Annotated in this window: 13 protein-coding genes; 8 read left to right on the forward strand and 5 right to left on the reverse strand. The window is 60.9% G+C overall.

The window, feature by feature from the left end; translation table 11 throughout:
* Positions 1 to 30: 30 nt before the first annotated feature.
* On the forward strand, positions 31 to 1,491 hold the full coding sequence (selO, locus tag Q8R10_RS04680; protein ID WP_305651475.1) for a protein adenylyltransferase SelO: 1,461 nt from the start codon (positions 31 to 33) through the stop codon (positions 1,489 to 1,491).
* 298 nt (positions 1,492 to 1,789) lie between these two features.
* Positions 1,790 to 2,584: an ABC transporter substrate-binding protein gene (locus Q8R10_RS04685; protein ID WP_305651476.1), complete on the forward strand. Its 795-nt coding sequence runs from the start codon at positions 1,790 to 1,792 to the stop codon at positions 2,582 to 2,584.
* Positions 2,585 to 2,700: 116 nt separating this feature from the next.
* Here Q8R10_RS04685 and Q8R10_RS04690 read toward each other — a convergent pair whose 3' ends face one another.
* A complete protein-coding gene (locus tag Q8R10_RS04690; protein ID WP_305651478.1) occupies positions 2,701 to 3,393 on the reverse strand; it encodes an aspartate/glutamate racemase family protein in 693 nt (230 codons plus the stop codon).
* Positions 3,394 to 3,595: 202 nt separating this feature from the next.
* On the opposite strand from Q8R10_RS04690, the gene Q8R10_RS04695 reads away from it, so the two are divergent.
* The 6 genes from Q8R10_RS04695 (at position 3,596) to Q8R10_RS04720 (ending at position 8,960) form a co-directional block, all read left to right on the forward strand.
* Entirely contained in the window at positions 3,596 to 4,570 is a 975-nt protein-coding gene (locus Q8R10_RS04695) for a sulfite exporter TauE/SafE family protein (protein WP_305651480.1), read from the forward strand.
* A 99-nt stretch (positions 4,571 to 4,669) separates the two neighbouring features.
* On the forward strand, positions 4,670 to 5,947 hold the full coding sequence (locus Q8R10_RS04700) for a bifunctional O-acetylhomoserine aminocarboxypropyltransferase/cysteine synthase (RefSeq protein WP_305651482.1): 1,278 nt from the start codon (positions 4,670 to 4,672) through the stop codon (positions 5,945 to 5,947).
* Positions 5,948 to 6,002: 55 nt separating this feature from the next.
* On the forward strand, positions 6,003 to 6,437 hold the full coding sequence (trxC, locus tag Q8R10_RS04705; protein ID WP_305651484.1) for a thioredoxin TrxC: 435 nt from the start codon (positions 6,003 to 6,005) through the stop codon (positions 6,435 to 6,437).
* 90 nt (positions 6,438 to 6,527) lie between these two features.
* Positions 6,528 to 6,971 (forward strand): YiiD C-terminal domain-containing protein, encoded by a 444-nt coding sequence (locus Q8R10_RS04710; protein ID WP_305651486.1) that lies wholly within the window; start codon positions 6,528 to 6,530, stop codon positions 6,969 to 6,971.
* Positions 6,972 to 7,063: 92 nt separating this feature from the next.
* Positions 7,064 to 7,864, forward strand: a complete 801-nt coding sequence (locus Q8R10_RS04715; protein WP_305651488.1) for a universal stress protein — start codon at positions 7,064 to 7,066, stop codon at positions 7,862 to 7,864.
* A gap of 283 nt (positions 7,865 to 8,147) precedes the next feature.
* The gene (locus tag Q8R10_RS04720; RefSeq protein WP_305651490.1) at positions 8,148 to 8,960 is read left to right on the forward strand and encodes a universal stress protein; all 813 of its coding nucleotides are present in this window, start codon (positions 8,148 to 8,150) and stop codon (positions 8,958 to 8,960) included.
* A 68-nt stretch (positions 8,961 to 9,028) separates the two neighbouring features.
* Here the strand turns inward: Q8R10_RS04720 and Q8R10_RS04725 are convergent, their stop codons facing one another.
* The 4 genes from Q8R10_RS04725 to gltB all read right to left on the reverse strand — a co-directional run bounded on the left by Q8R10_RS04725 (position 9,029) and on the right by gltB (position 17,244).
* Positions 9,029 to 9,805, reverse strand: coding sequence for a ParA family protein (locus Q8R10_RS04725; protein WP_305651492.1), 777 nt, complete (start codon positions 9,803 to 9,805; stop codon positions 9,029 to 9,031).
* 110 nt (positions 9,806 to 9,915) lie between these two features.
* The gene (hemE, locus tag Q8R10_RS04730; protein ID WP_305651494.1) at positions 9,916 to 10,989 is read right to left on the reverse strand and encodes a uroporphyrinogen decarboxylase; all 1,074 of its coding nucleotides are present in this window, start codon (positions 10,987 to 10,989) and stop codon (positions 9,916 to 9,918) included.
* 272 nt (positions 10,990 to 11,261) lie between these two features.
* Positions 11,262 to 12,680: an FAD-dependent oxidoreductase gene (locus Q8R10_RS04735; protein WP_305651496.1), complete on the reverse strand. Its 1,419-nt coding sequence runs from the start codon at positions 12,678 to 12,680 to the stop codon at positions 11,262 to 11,264.
* 118 nt (positions 12,681 to 12,798) lie between these two features.
* Positions 12,799 to 17,244, reverse strand: coding sequence for a glutamate synthase large subunit (gene gltB, locus Q8R10_RS04740; protein ID WP_305651497.1), 4,446 nt, complete (start codon positions 17,242 to 17,244; stop codon positions 12,799 to 12,801).
* Positions 17,245 to 17,392: the final 148 nt, after the last annotated feature.

A 17,392-nucleotide genomic window follows, 5' to 3' on the forward strand; every position in this document is an offset into this window, starting at 1 on the left:
ACTACTACACGGAATTGCCGGAGCCCCACCTTGAAGTCACTCACCGACCTGACCTTCGATAACCGCTTCGCCCGTCTGGGCGACGCGTTTTCCACCGCCGTGCTGCCCGAGCCGATTGCCGAACCGCAATTGGTGCTGGTCAGTCAGGCCGCCTTGGCGCTGCTGGACTTGCCCCCAACGGCGGCCGAAGCCGAAGAATTCACCCAGTTATTTGCCGGCCATAAGCTCTGGGCCACGGCCGAGCCACGGGCCATGGTCTATTCGGGCCATCAGTTCGGCAGCTACAACCCGCGCCTGGGCGACGGCCGTGGCTTGCTGCTCGGCGAAGTACTCAATGCCGCAGGCGAATACTGGGACCTGCACCTCAAGGGCGCCGGACAAACCCCCTACTCGCGCTCCGGCGATGGCCGCGCGGTGCTGCGCAGCTCGATCCGCGAGTTCCTCGCCAGCGAAGCCTTGTTCGCCCTCGGCATCCCCAGCTCGCGGGCGCTGTGCGTCACCGCCTCCAGCACCCCGGTGTGGCGCGAGCGCCAGGAAAGTGCGGCGATGCTGCTGCGCCTGGCGCCCAGCCATGTGCGCTTTGGCCACTTCGAGTACTTCTATTACACCAAGCAGCCGGAACAACTGCAGACCTTGGCCGCCCATGTGCTGGCCTGTCACTTTGCCGACTGCAGCGAGCAGGCCGAACCCTACGGGGCGATGTTTACCCAGGTAGTCGAACGCAACGCCGAGCTGATCGCCTATTGGCAGGCCTATGGTTTCTGTCACGGGGTGATGAACAGCGACAATATGTCGATTCTCGGCATCACCTTCGATTTTGGCCCCTACGCCTTTCTCGACGACTTCGACGCCCAGCACATCTGCAACCACTCCGATGACGCCGGCCGTTACAGCTTCAGCAACCAGGTGCCCATCGCCCACTGGAACCTCAGTGCCCTGGCCCAAGCCCTGACCCCGCTGGTAGAAGTAGAAGCACTGCGGGCCAGCCTCGGGCTATTTTTGCCGTTGTACCAAGCCCACTACCTCAGCCTAATGCGCCAACGCCTCGGCCTGCTCGGCACAGACGACAGCGACCAGGCGCTGGTGGAGCGCCTGCTGCAACTGATGCAAGGCAGCGCGGTGGATTACAGCCAGTTCTTTCGCCGCCTCGGCGAGCAGCCGGCAGAAATTGCCCTGGCCAGCCTGCGAGACGATTTTGTCGACCTGGCCGGTTTCGATCAGTGGGCCGCCGATTACTGCAACCGCGCCACCAACACCGCCGATAGCCAGGCCGAGCGGCGCGCCCGCATGCATGCCGTCAACCCGCTGTACGTGCTACGCAATTATCTGGCGCAGCAAGCCATCGAAGCCGCCGAACAAGGTGACTATGCCCCGGTGCGCGAACTGCACGCGGTGCTTAGCCGGCCGTTCGAGGAACAGCCAGGTATGCAGCGCTACGCCGAACGCCCACCGCAGTGGGGCAAGCACTTGGAAATCAGCTGCTCGTCTTAGCTCGCGGGACACTCGAGACCGCAAGCTCAGCCCTTAAGGCGCAGTGCACCTCGAACCAGGCAACCAATCTACAGGTCACTTACCCTGGAACTTTGGCCTTGTGCGGCGGCATGCCCTTGAGGCCAGCTACAATTTGCCCAGCGGTACGCGGATCACTGGGGCAGCGCCACACCGCTGACCGAGGTTAATCCGCCCGCCTCAGCACAAAACCCGAGGCAACCCAACGAGCCCCATAATCTCGGTGGCACTTAGCTGTGGCGTGCCAAGCACTGCCTCCCCGGCCAAACAAGGAGTTCCAATGAACAGCGCAGGCGTTCGTGACATGGCCGCCGCCCTACTGCTGATCCCTGGGGGGTTCTCGCCCCAGACACAGGCCGCCGAGCAGCTGCGTATCGCCTCGGACGACTGGTGCCCTTATGTCTGCGCAGCAGAACATCAACTGACTGGCGGTTTTCTGGTTGAGCTGGTTAGTCGAGCCATGGCGTCCCAGGGTTACCGCGTCGAACCTCTGCTGCTGCCGCTCAGTCGCGCCATAGCGTCGACCGAGAATGGCAAGGTGGAAGGCGTATATGCCCCCCCCATAGATGCAAGGTTGCGCCTTAGTGCACCACTGGCGTACTCCCGCGCCTGTTTCTACACCCGCACCGACGAGAACTGGTCTTACCTGGGGCTCGACTCGCTGCGCTCAATACAACTCGGGGTGATCCCTGACTACGGCTACGACGATGGCCCCATGGATGCGTACATCCTGAACAATCAGAACAATCACTCGACGATTAGCTTTTCATACGGTGAAAAAGCCAGTAGCAATAACCTGCAAAGACTTCTCGGCAGGCGCTTTCCGGTATTGCTGGAACATGCGACGGTCATACAGCACTTAAGCAGCGCATTGGGGGTGAGCAACAAGATTCGCCTCGCCGGCTGCCTCGAGCAGCCATTGCCGCTGACCATCGGTTTTGCCAAAGCGGATATTCGCGCGGGCGCCTGGCTGCAGGCGTTGCGCCTCGGGCTGCAGAAGGTCACCGCTGCGGGTGAGCTGCGCGAGTTACAGCGCAAGTACCAGCTCTCGAACGATGGCTCTGCCAGCCCCTAAAAAAGGTGGCGCAAGACCACCCTGTTCTTGTCGCATCCGCCCGCCCTGAGCGGCTAACCTGGCTCGGCTCTAGCAGGCCAACTAGGTCAGCACCGACAGCTGTCTGCCGCGAAGTCTCAAGGCATCAGCAGCCACTCCAGCCCCATGGCCACATGCAGTTCGGCGCTATCAAACAAAGGCAGGGGCGGACTGCAACCATCGAGCAACAAGCCGATTTCGGTGCAACCCAAGATCGCCGCCTCGGCTCCTTGCGCCTGCAGGGCTTGCAGCTGTTGCAGATAGAACACGCGCGAGGCATCGGTGAATTGCCCGCAGCAGAGTTCGGCAAAGATAACCCGGTCGATCTCGGCCATGGCCGCCGGCTCCGGCACCAACACCTGAATACCGAAGCGTTCAAGGCGCAGGCGGTAGAAGTTCTCCTGCATGGTAAAGCGCGTGCCGAGCAGTGCCGCGCGGCGGACTCCCGCTTGCTGCAAGGCCTGGCCGACCGCATCGCCGATATGCAGCAACGGAATGCTCAGCGCCGCTTCCAGCGCCGGCGCGACCTTGTGCATGGTGTTAGTCGCCAACAGCAAAGCCGTGGCCCCGGCCTGTTGCAAACCCTGCGCCGCGACCACTAGTTGCTCAGCCGCCGCATCCCAAGCGCCGGCCTTCTGCAACGCCGCAATGCCGGCAAAATCCACCGAATGCAGCAGCAACGGTGCCGAATGCAGGCCACCCAGGCGCTCACGCACGCCCTGATTGAGCAGGCGATAGTAGCTGGCCGTGGACTCCCAACTCATGCCGCCCAGTACACCGAGATAACGCATAACCAGCCCCTCCGCGAAACCAACAGGCTAGGTTGCTGCGGCTGTGGCGACCAGTAACAGCCGCGCGCGGATTGGCAGGTACAGCCGATCTGCCAAACAAAAAAGGCATATAAACCCTCATAAACATTCTTAGACGGCATAAGCAAAGCCGCTTATCTTTGCCCGCCTGCCCGCTCAACTCCCACTTCCCAGGCCGCTTTAGATGAAAATTCGCGATCTCGATCTCAGCCCAAGCCCACTGAATGCCGAACACCAGGCGCTCGGGCTGCCACCGGTGGAAGATTTTGTTAGCCACCCGGACGACCACCCGGTACTGCGCGCGGCCATGTGGATAGCCATCCTGACCCTGGCCAGCCTGTTGCTGTTCCTCGCCTGGCGCCTGTTCTTCAACGGCAGCGGCAGCAGCGGCCTGCAAATCATCGAGACCACGCTGCACAGTCCGACCTTCTGGAGCGCGCTGGCCGTGGGCTTCCTCGCCCAGGCCATCGACGGCGCACTGGGCATGGCCTACGGCGTCACCGCCACCACTTTCCTGCTCAGCGCCGGCGCCTCCCCGGCTGCCGCCAGCGCCAGCGTGCATATCGCCGAGGTGTTCACCACCGGCCTGTCGGGGATTTCCCACGTCAAGCTGGGCAACGTCAATAAGTCGCTGTTCCTGCGTCTGCTGCTACCCGGCATCATCGGTGCGGTGCTGGGCGCGGTGCTGATCACCCAGATCGATGGCAAGGCGCTCAAGCCGATCATTTCCGCCTACCTGCTGCTGATGGGCCTGTATATCCTCAGCAAGGCCTATCGCCATGTGGTCAAGCGCAAGCAGCCCAAGCATGTGGCCAAGCTGGCGCTGTTCGGCGGCTTCGTCGATGCCGCCGGCGGCGGTGGCTGGGGCCCGGTGGTCACCAGCAGCCTGATCGGCTCGGGCAGCGATCCGCGCACCACCATAGGCTCGGTGAATTTCGCCGAGTTCTTCCTGACTATCTCCAGCGCCACCGCCTTCATCATGCTGGCCGGCCAGCCGGACACCTGGACCCTGGTCGCCGGTCTGGTGCTCGGCGGGCTGTTCGCCGCCCCCTTCGCCGCCCTGCTGTGCAAGAAGCTGCCGGCACGCGCACTGCTGACCATAGTCGGTTGCCTGATCACCCTGATCAGCGCCTACAACATCTACAGCAGCCTGGTTTGAGCCTCCCGCCGGCGACCACTCTCCTGTCCCAAGTCATTGACCAAGTTGACCGTTTTGCCGATGCTGGGGCCCTCTTAACTGCCCCGAAGGAACGCCCCCATGAAACTGGAAACCCTGGCCATCCACGCCGGTTACAGCCCTGACCCGACCACCAAGGCAGTCGCTGTGCCAATTTATCAGACCAGCTCGTTCGCCTTCGACAGTACCCAGCACGGCGCCGATCTGTTCGACCTCAAGGTGCCGGGCAATATCTATTCGCGGATCATGAACCCCACCAACGACGTGCTGGAACAACGCGTTGCGGCGCTGGAAGGCGGCGTCGGCGCCCTGGCCGTGGCCAGCGGCATGGCGGCCATCACCTATGCGATCCAGACCATTGCCGAAGTCGGCGACAACATCGTCTCGGTGGCCAAGCTGTATGGCGGCACTTACAACCTGTTCGCCCACACCTTGCCGCGCTCGGGCATCGAAGTGCGCTTCGCCAGCCACGACGACATCGCCGGCCTCGAAGCGCTGATCGACAGCCGCACCAAGGCGGTGTTCTGCGAGTCCATCGGCAACCCGGCCGGCAATATCGTCGACCTCAAAGCGTTGGCCGAAGCCGCCCACCGCCATGGCGTGCCGCTGATCGTCGACAACACGGTAGCCACGCCGATTCTCTGCCGGCCGTTCGAGCACGGTGCCGACATAGTCGTGCACTCGCTGACCAAATACATGGGCGGCCACGGCACCAGCATCGGCGGCATAGTGGTCGACTCGGGCGCCTTCCCCTGGGCCGAGCATAAAGAGCGCTTCCCGCTGCTGAACACCCCGGACCCGTCCTACCACGGCGTCACCTACACCGAAGCCTTTGGCCCGGCGGCCTTTATCGGTCGCTGCCGGGTAGTGCCGCTGCGCAACATGGGCGCCGCGCTGTCACCGTTTAACGCCTTCCTGATTTTGCAGGGGCTGGAAACCCTGGCCCTGCGCATGGAACGCCATTGCGAGAACGCCCTGAAGGTGGCCACCTACCTGCAAAACCACCCGCAAGTGGCCTGGGTGAAATACGCAGGGTTAGCCGATCATCCCGAACATGAACTGGCCCAGCGCTTCACCAGCGGTGCCCCGGCCGGCATCCTCACCTTTGGCATTAAAGGCGGCGAGGCGGCCGGTGCGCGCTTTATCGACGCCTTGCAACTGGTGGTGCGCCTGGTGAATATCGGCGACGCCAAGTCGCTGGCCTGCCACCCGGCCTCGACTACTCATCGGCAATTGAATGAAGAGGAGCTGGCCAAGGCCGGCGTCAGTCAGGACATGATCCGCTTGTCGATCGGCATCGAGCATATCGACGACATCCTGGCCGACCTCAGTCAGTCGCTGGTCGCCGCTGAGGGCTGACTTGATATCCGCCACAAAGACTCCAGATAGTTGTTAACCCTATCTGGAGTCATGCATGTCCACCTCACTGACGATTCCCTGCCCGCACTGCAATGGCCTCAATCGCATCCCCGGCGAACGTATGGCCGATACGCCGCGCTGTGGCCGCTGCAAAAAACCATTACTGCTCAGTCAACCGTTCGAGCTGAGCCAGAGCAACTTCGCCAGCCAGACCAAGGGCGATCTGCCGTTGCTGGTGGATGTCTGGGCCAGTTGGTGCGGACCCTGCCAAGCCTTTGCGCCGACCTTCCAACAGGCGGCCGGCACGCTGCTCGGTCGTTGCCGGCTGGCCAAGCTCGACAGTGAAGCCCACCAACAGCTGTCGGCGCAGCTCGGCATTCGCTCAATTCCCAGTTTGTTGCTGTTCAAGAATGGCCAGGAGCAAACCCGCCAAAGCGGCGCCATGGCCTTACCACAGCTGCTGGCCTGGTTACGCCAGCAGGGGATTTGAGCATTTGCGTCAGCCCCGGCGAGCGGCACGGTCATTGTTCCTGCCGCCAGCGCGGCTAGGCTGGGGGGCACTTACCCGCAGGAGCACGACATGCCACTCCCAGTAGAAATCGCCAGGCAACTCACCGAAGAGCAGATCGCCTTTGTTAAGCGCAGCAACCTCAAGGCCCTGGTGCTCGAGCCGGGGTTTGTCCGCCTGCAAATGCCGCTGGCCGGCAATCAAAATCACCTTGGCAGCATGTACGCCGGCGCCCTGTTTACCTTGGCGGAGATCCCCGGTGGCGCCTTGTTTATGACCAGTTTCGACGTGACGCGCTTCTATCCAATAGTCAAAGAAATGAACCTGCGGTTTCGCCGCCCGGCCACGGGCGACATTTACGTCGAGGCGCGCATGAGTGCCGAGCAGATCGAACAGCTGCAAAGCGAGGCGCAAATCCAGGGTAAAGCCGACTATCTGCTGGAGCTGGAACTCACCGATGCCAGTGGCGAAGTAGTCGCCCTCAGCCGCGGACTCTATCAATTGCGCAAGCACTGACGGATGACCTTGCTCATCGGGCGAATGGGGGCTATTGGGTAGAGGTTAGGCTTGCACAATTGAGTCGGTAACCCATCTACCGGAGTTACGCCATGGCCATCAACCATATTTTAGTTGCCCATGATTTACGCAGTACCGCCGACCTCGCCCTGCGCCGCGCCGCGCAACTGGCACGCCAACATAATGCCCAACTGACTCTGCTGCATGTCAGCGAACAGGCGCAGCCAGACGCCGAGCGCGAGCGCGCCGAACAATTGCTCGATAGCAGCCTGAGCCGTTTCGCCCCCACCGGCAGTCAACTGCGTTTGCGCCAGGGGCGCGCGGCAGACGTGATACTGAGCCAGATCGATGAGCTGCAGGCCGACTTACTGGTGCTCGGCGCCCACCATCAGCGCCACGAATTCTTCAGCGGCACCACCCTGGACCGCATCGCCCAGGGCTGCCATATCCCGCTGCTGCTGGCCTCAATCGATGACGACCAGCCTTACCAGCGCGCCCTGGCGGCACTGAATTTCTCGCTGTGCGCCTGCGCCGCTTTCGCCCATGTCTATCGCCTACTGCCGGCGCAGGCGGAGCTGCATGCCCTGCATGTGCTGGAAACACCGCGCGGTAACGCGGCCGAGGTCGATGAGCTACTGAGCACCCAGCGCTTGTTGTTCGAGCAGTTATTGCTCGACGAAACCCGCAACCTGCCGGCCACCGGCCCGACACTCAGTCACTCGGTGCAGCCGGGCAACATGCCGAGTGAGCTGCAGGCCGCCATCAACAGCTATCAGCCGCAACTACTGGTGCTCGGCTGCCATGGTCGCGGCGCCTTGTCGCAAGCGCTGCTGGGCAGCTTGGCGCAACACTACCTGCACAAGGCGCCGTGCGATGTGCTAGTGGTGCGTTAACCCGGCGGCCGGCACTCAGTCCACAAACAGGCCGCCGCTGCAATAATCTGCAACAGCAACTGACTATTGAGGGCTGCCTGGATCAGGCTCAAGGGTGCGCATGCCAAGGGCTCTACCAACGATGGCAATAACTGACTATTGAGGTTGCCTTGGATCAGGCTCAAGGGTGCGCATGCCAAGGGCTCTACCAACGATGGCAATAACTGACTATTGAGGGTTGCCTTGGATCAAGGTGGCGTGCGTAACTTCAGCCAAACTGCCACGTCTCACGGAGGAACCTATTTTGTTCAAGCACATCTTGATTGCTCACGACCTCAGTCATCAAGCCGACGTGGCGCTGCGCCGGGCCGCGCAATTGGCCAACCAACACAAGGCCCGACTGACGCTGCTACACGTGGTTGAAACCCCGCAGTCCGCCAGTGAATTGGCCAGCCTGCGCACCGCCGCCGAACAGGTGCTGGGGCGTCTGGCCAGCTTCAACCACTGCGAGGCCGATGTGCGCCTTGAGCAGGGCAAGCCGAACGAGATCATCCTCAAACTGCTCAACGAGGAAAATGTAGATCTGTTGGTACTCGGCGCGCACCACAAAAATCAGCCCGAACTGTTCAGCGGCACCAACCTCGACCGCCTCGCCCGTTTAAGCACGGTGCCGGTGCTGCTGGCCGTCAATGAAGACGGCCAGCCTTACCAGCAAGGCGTGGTGGCGATAGATTTTTCTTTGTGTGCCTGCAACGCCTTGCAGCATGCCTATCAACTGCTGCCGAGCAGCGCCGAGCTGTTGGCGCTGAATATATTCTCGACCAGCAGCCGCTTAGCCAAACGCGATGCCGAAGAACGCCTGAGTATGCAACGGCTACTGATTGAGCAGTTGATTGCCGACGAGTCCAGTCGTTTGCCCAAAGCTGGCCCGCAGTTAAAGCACGAAGTCATGCCCGGCACGCTATCGGCCAGCCTTGATGCGCTAATCGCCAAGCGCCGGCCGCAACTGCTGGCCCTCGGCCGGCACAATCGCGGGATACTGGCGCAAGCCTTGCTCGGCAGCCTGGCTCAGCACTACCTGAACAAAGCGCCCTGCGACGTGTTGCTGGTGCGCTAACGCAAAGCCTGGGCCGGCCAGCCGCTTAGAGAGCGGCTAACCGAGCGCAGCAGGGTTCACCCAGGGGGTCAGGCGTAGCTGTTTTCCAGCAGGTGGTAGAGCTCGACAAACTGCTGAGTGAGTTTGTGCTTGGGTTCGAGGAAGATCAGCGGTGTGCAGGCCTGATGGGATTCGCGCATCTTCACCGAACTGGTCAGATACACCGGCAACACCGGTAAGTCTTCGGCCAGCAACTCGTCGAGCAACTGCTGCGGCAACGTTGCCCGCGGCTGGAACTGGTTGACGACTATGCCCTCCACTTCCAGGTCTTCGTTGTGATCCTCTTTGATCTCTTCGATCTCGCGCAGCAGGCTGTACAGCGCCTGACGCGAGAAGCTGTCGCAGTCAAAAGGGATCAGGCAGCGATCGGCGGCAATCATCGCCGACACCGTGTAGAAGTTCAGCGCTGGCGGCGTGTCGAGGTAGATCCGGTCGTAATCTTCCGACAGGTCATCGAGCAGTTTGCGCAGTTTGTTGATCTTGTGTTTGGACTCAAGCTTGGGCTGCAAATCGGCCAACTCAGCCGAAGCCGTGACCACATGCAGGTTTTCGAAGGGAGTTTCATAGATATCGACCTGGCCCTTCTTCGACAGCAGGCCGGACGTGAGGCTCTGCTTGAAGAACTCGGCGATGCCCTTGGGCACGTCGTCGCCGGTCAGCCCGGTCAGGTAATGGGTCGAGTTGGCCTGTGCATCGAGGTCGATCAACAGCGTGCGATAGCCCTGCGAGGCGCTCACCGCCGCGAGGTTGCACGCAATGCTGGATTTACCCACGCCGCCTTTCTGATTAAACACCACGCGCCGCATGCCACACCTCCCTGAGTCATCGAGTAGCCCCGATTCTAAGCAATGCGCGCAGCGAGGGCGAGGTATTAAGACCGTTAGCGGGCCTTAATACCGCAGGTACCGAGGGTCAATCAGGACGCTTGGTGGTACTGCGCCGAATACTCATGCACCGCTTCCATAAAGGTGCCGGCGTGGGCCGGGTCGACTTCTGGGGTGATGCCGTGGCCAAGGTTGAACACATGGCCGCTGCCTTTGCCGTAGCTGGCCAGGATGCGCGCTACTTCGGCGCGAATCGCTGCGGGCTTGGCGTAGAGCACGGTGGGGTCCATGTTGCCTTGCAGCGCCACGCGGCCGCCAACCCGGCGCCGGGCATCGCCCAGATCGCAACTCCAATCCAGACCCAAGGCATCGGCGCCGCTGTCGGCAATCGACTCCAGCCACAGCCCGCCGTTTTTGGTGAACAAGATCACCGGCACCTTGCGACCGTCGTGCTCGCGGATCAGGCCGCTGACGATTTTGTTCATATAGGCCAGCGAGAACTCTTGGTAAGCCGCCGCCGACAAGTTGCCGCCCCAGGTATCGAAGATCTGCACCGCTTGCGCACCGGCCAGAATCTGCCCATTCAGGTAGCTGGTGACCGATTGGGCGAGCTTGTCGAGCAACAGGTGCATGGTTTGCGGTTCGTCGTAGAGCATGGCTTTAGATTTACGAAAATCTTTAGAAGAACCGCCTTCGACCATATAGGTCGCCAGGGTCCAGGGACTGCCGGAAAAGCCAATCAGCGGCACCCGGCCATTCAAGGCGCTGCGGATGGTGCGCACGGCGTCCATCACATAACCCAAGTCTTGCTCGGGATCGGGAATCGGCAGCGCCTCGACATCGGCCAGGCAGCTGATGACTTTTTTGAAGCGCGGGCCTTCGCCGGTCTCAAAATACAGGCCTTGGCCCATGGCATCCGGGATGGTCAGGATGTCGGAGAACAGAATCGCGGCGTCCAGCTGCGGATAGCGGTCCAGCGGCTGCAGGGTGACTTCGCAGGCAAATTCTGGGTTCTGCATCAGCCCCATAAAGTTGCCGGCCTTGGCGCGGCTGGCGCGGTACTCCGGCAAGTAACGACCGGCCTGGCGCATCATCCACACCGGGGTGACATCCACAGGTTGCTTGAGCAAGGCACGCAGGAAACGGTCGTTCTTCAGGACAGTCATAACAGCATCCGGGATAAAGGTATGGCTATTGTCGCAAAGCGCAAAACAAAAGGCACGGCGAGTGCCGTGCCTTTTATCTATCGAGTTGACTCAGGTCAGCCGTAGGATGGGTTGAGCGAAGCGATACCCATCAAGCGTCTGCAGTCGAGCCTTGCGCTAAGCGTCGCGAGCGAAGGTCAGTGCGACGCCCGCTCCTACGGGCCAGCTGCATTCCCCACATCCATGTGGGTCACAAGGCGCAACGCAGCATCACGTGCGAAGCCCGCAGCAGCTTAGATTTCCAGATAGTCGAGGATGCCTTCGGCCGCCTGCCTACCCTCGAAAATCGCCGTCACCACCAAGTCAGAACCGCGCACCATATCGCCACCGGCGAAAATTTTCGGGTTACTGGTTTGATGCTTGAACGGGCCTTGCTCGGGTGCAATCACTCGACCTTGGCTGTCGATCTGGATTTCAAACTGCTCGAACCATGGCGCCGGGCTTGGCCGGAAACCAAAGGCAATCACCACCGCATCGGCCGGGATGATTTGCTCGGAGCCCGGAATCGGCTCAGGGCTGCGACGGCCACGGGCATCTGGCTCGCCGAGACGAGTCTCGACGACTTTCACACCTTCAACTTTGTCTTCGCCAACGATGGCGATGGGCTGGCGGTTGTAGAGGAACTTAACGCCCTCTTCCTTGGCGTTCTTAACCTCTTTGCGCGAGCCGGGCATGTTTTCTTCATCGCGGCGATAGGCGCAGGTGACCGCCTTGGCGCCCTGACGAATCGCGGTGCGGTTGCAGTCCATGGCGGTATCGCCACCACCGAGCACCACGATCTTCTTGCCCTTCATGTCGACAAAATCGGCGGCAGATTTTTCGAAGCCGAGGTTGCGGTTGACGTTGGCCACCAGATAATCCAGCGCGTCATGCACGCCCGGCAAATCTTCACCAGGGAAGCCGCCCTTCATATAGGTGTAGGTGCCCATGCCCATAAATACGGCATCGTAGTCGGCGAGCAATTGCTCAACGGTCACGTCCTTGCCGACTTCGGTATTCAGGCGAAACTCGATACCCATGCCGGTGAAGACTTCACGGCGATTACTCAGTACGGTTTTTTCCAGCTTGAATTCTGGGATACCAAAGGTCAGCAAGCCGCCGATCTCGGGGTTCTTGTCGAACACCACAGGTTTGACGCCATTGCGCACCAAGACATCGGCGCAACCCAAGCCCGCAGGCCCGGCACCAATGATCGCGACCTTCTTGCCAGTCGACTTGACCTTGGACATATCTGGACGCCAACCCATGGCGAAGGCGGTATCGGTGATGTACTTCTCCACCGAGCCGATGGTCACGGCGCCAAAACCGTCATTCAGGGTGCAAGCGCCCTCGCACAGACGGTCTTGCGGACAGACGCGGCCGCAGACTTCCGGCAAGGTATTGGTCTGATGCGCCAGTTCGGCGGCGGCCAGGATATTGCCTTCCGACACCAGCTTGAGCCAGTTGGGAATGTAGTTGTGCACCGGGCACTTCCACTCGCAATACGGGTTACCGCAGCCCAGGCAGCGATGCGCCTGATCGGCCGCTTGCGCCGGCTTGAAGGGTTCGTAGATTTCCACGAACTCCTTTTTACGCTGGCGCAGCAGCTTCTTTTTAGGATCCGCGCGCCCGACTTCGATGAACTGGAAGTCGTTATTTAGACGTTCAGTCATGAACAAAACCTCATTACGGCTGGGGAGTAGGGAGCTGGGAGTGGGAAGTAGGGCGTTATGGCAACATTATTTGCCGCACCGCCACTTCCCAACTCACCCACTGCCCACTTCACACTAATCATTGCGGGTTAGCTCGGGTGCTCGAGAGCAAGGAGCCCAGGCTTGCGGCCTTAGGTTTAACCAGCCAGAACTTACGCACGTAATCGTCCAGGTTCTCCAGCAGGTTACGACCCCAGGCGCTGTCAGTCTCGCGCACATACTCGGTCAGCACACGCTGCAGATGACTGCGATGGGCTTCCGTGGCCTCGTTGTTAATCCGCTGCATTTCCACCAACTCATGGTTCACGCGGTCAACAAAGCTGTTGTCTAGGTCCAGCACGTAGGCGAAACCACCGGTCATGCCCGAGCCGAAGTTGTAGCCGGTTTTGCCCAGTACGCAGACGAAACCACCGGTCATGTATTCGCAGCAATGATCGCCGGTGCCTTCAACCACGGTGTGAGCACCGGAGTTACGCACGGCGAAACGCTCACCCGCGGTACCCACGGCGAACAACTTGCCGCCGGTGGCGCCATACAGGCAAGTGTTGCCGATGATGGCGCTGTCCTGGGTTTTGAACGGGCTGCCAATCGGCGGCACTATCACCAGCTTACCGCCAGTCATGCCTTTGCCTACGTAGTCGTTGGCATCGCCTTCCAGGTACATGTTCAGGCCACCGGCGTTCCACACGCCAAAGCTCTGCCCGGCCGTGCCCTTGAAGCGGAAGGTGATCGGCGCCTTGGCCATGCCCTGGTTGCCATGCAATCGGGCGATTTCACCGGACACGCGGGCACCAATGGAACGGTCGCAGTTGCAGATATTCAGCGCGAACTCGGCACCGGCCAGGCCGTCGATAGCCGGACGGGCCAACTTGACCATTTCTTCGGCGAGCAAGCCCAGATCGAACGGCGGGTTGTTTTCAACCTGGCAGAACTGTGGCTTGTCGGCCGGAATATGGTCGCTGCCCAGCAACGGCGTCAGATCCAGGTGTTGCTGCTTGTCGGTTTCGCCCGGCAGCATGTTGAGCAAATCGGTACGGCCGATCAGCTCTTCGAGGCTGCGCACGCCCAACTTGGCCAGCCACTCACGGGTCTCTTCGGCCAAGAAGGTGAAGAAGTTCATCACCATCTCGACGGTACCGATGAAGTGATCTTTGCGCAGCTGCTCGTTCTGGGTGGCCACGCCGGTGGCGCAGTTGTTCAGGTGACAAATGCGCAGGTACTTACAGCCCAGAGCGATCATCGGCGCGGTGCCGAAGCCGAAGCTCTCGGCGCCGAGGATTGCCGCCTTGATCACGTCGAGACCGGTTTTCAGGCCGCCGTCAGTCTGCACCCGCACCTTGCCGCGCAGGTCATTGCCGCGCAGGGTTTGGTGGGTTTCGGCCAGGCCGAGCTCCCAAGGCGCGCCGGCATACTTGATCGAACTCAGCGGCGAAGCGCCGGTGCCACCGTCGTAACCGGAGATGGTGATCAAGTCCGCATAGGCCTTGGCCACCCCGGCGGCGATCGTACCAACGCCGGCTTCCGCCACCAATTTGACCGAAACCAACGCCTGCGGATTGACCTGTTTAAGGTCGAAAATCAGCTGCGATAAGTCTTCAATCGAGTAAATGTCGTGGTGCGGCGGCGGTGAAATCAGGGTCACGCCCGGCACTGCATAACGCAGCCGTGCGATCAGACCGTTGACCTTGCCGCCCGGCAACTGGCCACCCTCACCGGGCTTGGCGCCCTGGGCGACTTTAATCTGCAGCACTTCGGCGTTAACCAGGTATTCCGGCGTCACGCCGAAACGGCCAGTGGCCACCTGCTTGATCTTCGAGCTGCGCACAGTGCCGTAACGCACCGGGTCTTCACCGCCCTCACCGGAGTTGGAGCGCGCACCGAGGCGGTTCATCGCCTCGGCGATGGCTTCATGGGCTTCTGGCGCCAAGGCACCGAGGGAAATCCCGGCCGAATCGAAGCGCTTGAGAATCGCCGCCACCGGCTCCACCTGATCGAGCGTCAACGGCTGCTCGGCCAGCTTCACTTGCAACAGGTCGCGCAGCATCGACACCGGACGGGTATCCACCAGCGTGGTGTACTGCTTGAAAATCTCGTAATTTCCTTGCTGCACAGCCGCCTGCAGGGTGTTAACCACGTCCGGGTTGTAGGCGTGGTACTCGCCGCCGTAGACAAACTTGAGCAGGCCGCCTTGCTGGATCGGCTTGCGGTTGTTCCAGGCTTCCTTGGCCAACAGCTTTTGCTCGGCCTCGATATCGACGAAGCGCGCGCCCTTGAGGCGGCTGGCAACGCCACGGAAGCTCAACTCAACCACATCATCGGCCAGACCCACGGCTTCAAACAGCTGGGCGCCACGGTAAGAGGCGATGGTCGAGATGCCCATCTTCGACAGGATCTTCAGCAGGCCCTTGGAGATGCCTTTGCGGTAATGCTTGAACACTTCATCCAGATCGCCCAGAACTTCGCCGGTACGGATCAGGTCCGCCAGCACTTCATAGGCCAGGAATGGATAGACCGCAGAGGCACCAAAACCCACCAACACGGCAAAGTGATGGGGGTCGCGAGCGGTGGCGGTTTCGATCAGGATATTGCAATCGCAACGCAGGCCTTTTTCCACCAGGCGGTGGTGGGCGGCGCCAACAGCCAGCGAGGCATGCACCGGCAACTTGCCCGGGGCGATATGCCGATCAGTCAGTACCAGCAAGGTTTTGCCGGCCCGCACCGCTTCTTCGGCCTGATCGGCAATGCTGCGCACGGCGGCTTCCAGGCCGAGGCTTTCGTCGTAGTTCAGGTCGATAACCTGCCGCTCAAAGCCCGGCGCGCTGAGACTCATCAGCGCCTGCCACTTGGCCGGCGAGATCACCGGCGAGCTGAGAATCACGCGGCTACCGTGGGCCGGCGACTCTTCGAAAATATTGCGCTCGGCACCGAGGCAAATCTCCAGCGACATCACTATGGCTTCGCGCAGCGGATCGATTGGCGGGTTGGTGACCTGGGCAAACTGCTGACGGAAGTAGTCGTAGGTCGAACGCACGCGCTGCGACAAGACGGCCATCGGCGTGTCATCGCCCATCGAGCCGACGGCCTCCTGGCCTTGCTCGGCGAGCGGGCGCAGCACCTGATCACGCTCTTCGAAGGTGACCTGGAACATCTTCATGTATTGCTTGAGCTGATCGGCGTCATAGCTGGCCGCGCCCTGCTCGTCATCCAGGCTGGCCTGAATGCGCACGGCGTTGCCGCGCAACCACTGCTTGTAGGGGTGACGCGACTTGAGGCGGTTGTCGATGTCGTCGGTATGTAGCACTTGGCCGGTTTCGGTGTCCACGGCCAAGACCTGACCCGGCCCAACACGGCCTTTGGCAATCACGTCTTCGGGCTGATAGTTCCACACGCCAATTTCGGAGGCGATGGTGATGTAGCCATTGTTGGTGGTGACCCAGCGCGCCGGCCGCAGACCATTACGGTCGAGCAGGCACACGGCGTAACGACCGTCGGTCAGCACTACGCCGGCCGGACCATCCCAGGGCTCCATGTGCATGGAGTTGTATTCGTAGAAAGCGCGCAGGTCGGCGTCCATGGTTTCGACGTTCTGCCACGCTGGCGGAATGATCATGCGGATGCCACGGAACAGATCCATACCACCGGTGACCATCAACTCGAGCATGTTGTCCATGCTCGAGGAATCCGAACCCACGCGGTTAACCAGCGGGCCCAACTCGGCCAGATCAGGCAGCAGATCATTGGCGAACTTGGTGCGCCGGGCTTGCGCCCAGTTACGGTTGCCGGTGATGGTGTTGATTTCACCGTTGTGCGCCAAGAAGCGGAACGGCTGAGCCAGCGGCCACTTCGGCAAGGTGTTGGTGGAGAAGCGCTGGTGGAACACGCAAATTCCGGTTTGCAGGCGCGCATCACCCAGGTCCGGGAAGAACTGGGCGAGGTCGACCGGCATCATCAAGCCTTTATAGATGATGGTCTTGGCCGAGAAACTGCAAATGTAGTGGTCGGTGTCGGCAGCATTGCTCACCGACGAACGCCGACGGGCGCAGAACAACTTGATCGCAAACTCTTGGTCACTGAGACCGGCGCCGCCGACGAACACCTGCTCAATTTGTGGCAGGCGCTCTAATGCCAGACGGCCGAGTACCGAAGTATCGATTGGCACTTTGCGCCAACCAATGAGCTGCAAGCCGGCGGCCAGAATCTCGCGATTCATGTTTTCGCGGGCAGCATCGGCCTTGGCCACATCCTGATTGAGGAAGACCATGCCGACGGCATATTGCGCCGGTAACTCGACAGAAAATTCTTGCACGGCAATGGCGCGCAGAAACATATCGGGTTTCTGCATCAACAGCCCGCAACCGTCACCGGTCTTACCGTCGGCGTTAATACCGCCGCGGTGCGTCATGCAGGTCAGCGCTTCAATAGCTGTCTGCAGCAGGTGATGGCTAGCCTCGCCCTGCATATGGGCAATTAGGCCGAAGCCGCAGTTATCCTTGAACTCATCAGGATGGTACAGACCTGCTTTCATAGACACTCTCACCAGACAAACTTTTGCTAAATCAATCACTTACCGTGCGCGCAGGACTAATCGCCAGCTTTTGCGCAGGCAAAAGGGAGGTTATTGTACACATCCACCTTAAGGGTCACAAATCGGTGCGGCGGCGCACTGTAAACTT

It is taken from the genome of Pseudomonas sp., assembly GCF_030698175.1.
Classification (GTDB): Bacteria; Pseudomonadota; Gammaproteobacteria; order Pseudomonadales; family Pseudomonadaceae; genus Aquipseudomonas.

Excerpts from the sequence above, each read along its gene's own strand:
- Q8R10_RS04715 (WP_305651488.1), top strand. The coding sequence starts at position 7,064 with ATGGCCATCAACCATATTTTAGTTGCCCATGATTTACGCAGTACCGCC.
- gltB (WP_305651497.1), bottom strand. The coding sequence starts at position 17,244 with ATGAAAGCAGGTCTGTACCATCCTGATGAGTTCAAGGATAACTGCGGC.
- Q8R10_RS04700 (WP_305651482.1), top strand. The coding sequence starts at position 4,670 with ATGAAACTGGAAACCCTGGCCATCCACGCCGGTTACAGCCCTGACCCG.
- Q8R10_RS04690 (WP_305651478.1), bottom strand. The coding sequence starts at position 3,393 with ATGCGTTATCTCGGTGTACTGGGCGGCATGAGTTGGGAGTCCACGGCC.
- trxC (WP_305651484.1), top strand. The coding sequence starts at position 6,003 with ATGTCCACCTCACTGACGATTCCCTGCCCGCACTGCAATGGCCTCAAT.
- hemE (WP_305651494.1), bottom strand. The coding sequence starts at position 10,989 with ATGACTGTCCTGAAGAACGACCGTTTCCTGCGTGCCTTGCTCAAGCAA.
- Q8R10_RS04710 (WP_305651486.1), top strand. The coding sequence starts at position 6,528 with ATGCCACTCCCAGTAGAAATCGCCAGGCAACTCACCGAAGAGCAGATC.
- Q8R10_RS04725 (WP_305651492.1), bottom strand. The coding sequence starts at position 9,805 with ATGCGGCGCGTGGTGTTTAATCAGAAAGGCGGCGTGGGTAAATCCAGC.
- Q8R10_RS04735 (WP_305651496.1), bottom strand. The coding sequence starts at position 12,680 with ATGACTGAACGTCTAAATAACGACTTCCAGTTCATCGAAGTCGGGCGC.
- Q8R10_RS04695 (WP_305651480.1), top strand. The coding sequence starts at position 3,596 with ATGAAAATTCGCGATCTCGATCTCAGCCCAAGCCCACTGAATGCCGAA.
- Q8R10_RS04685 (WP_305651476.1), top strand. The coding sequence starts at position 1,790 with ATGAACAGCGCAGGCGTTCGTGACATGGCCGCCGCCCTACTGCTGATC.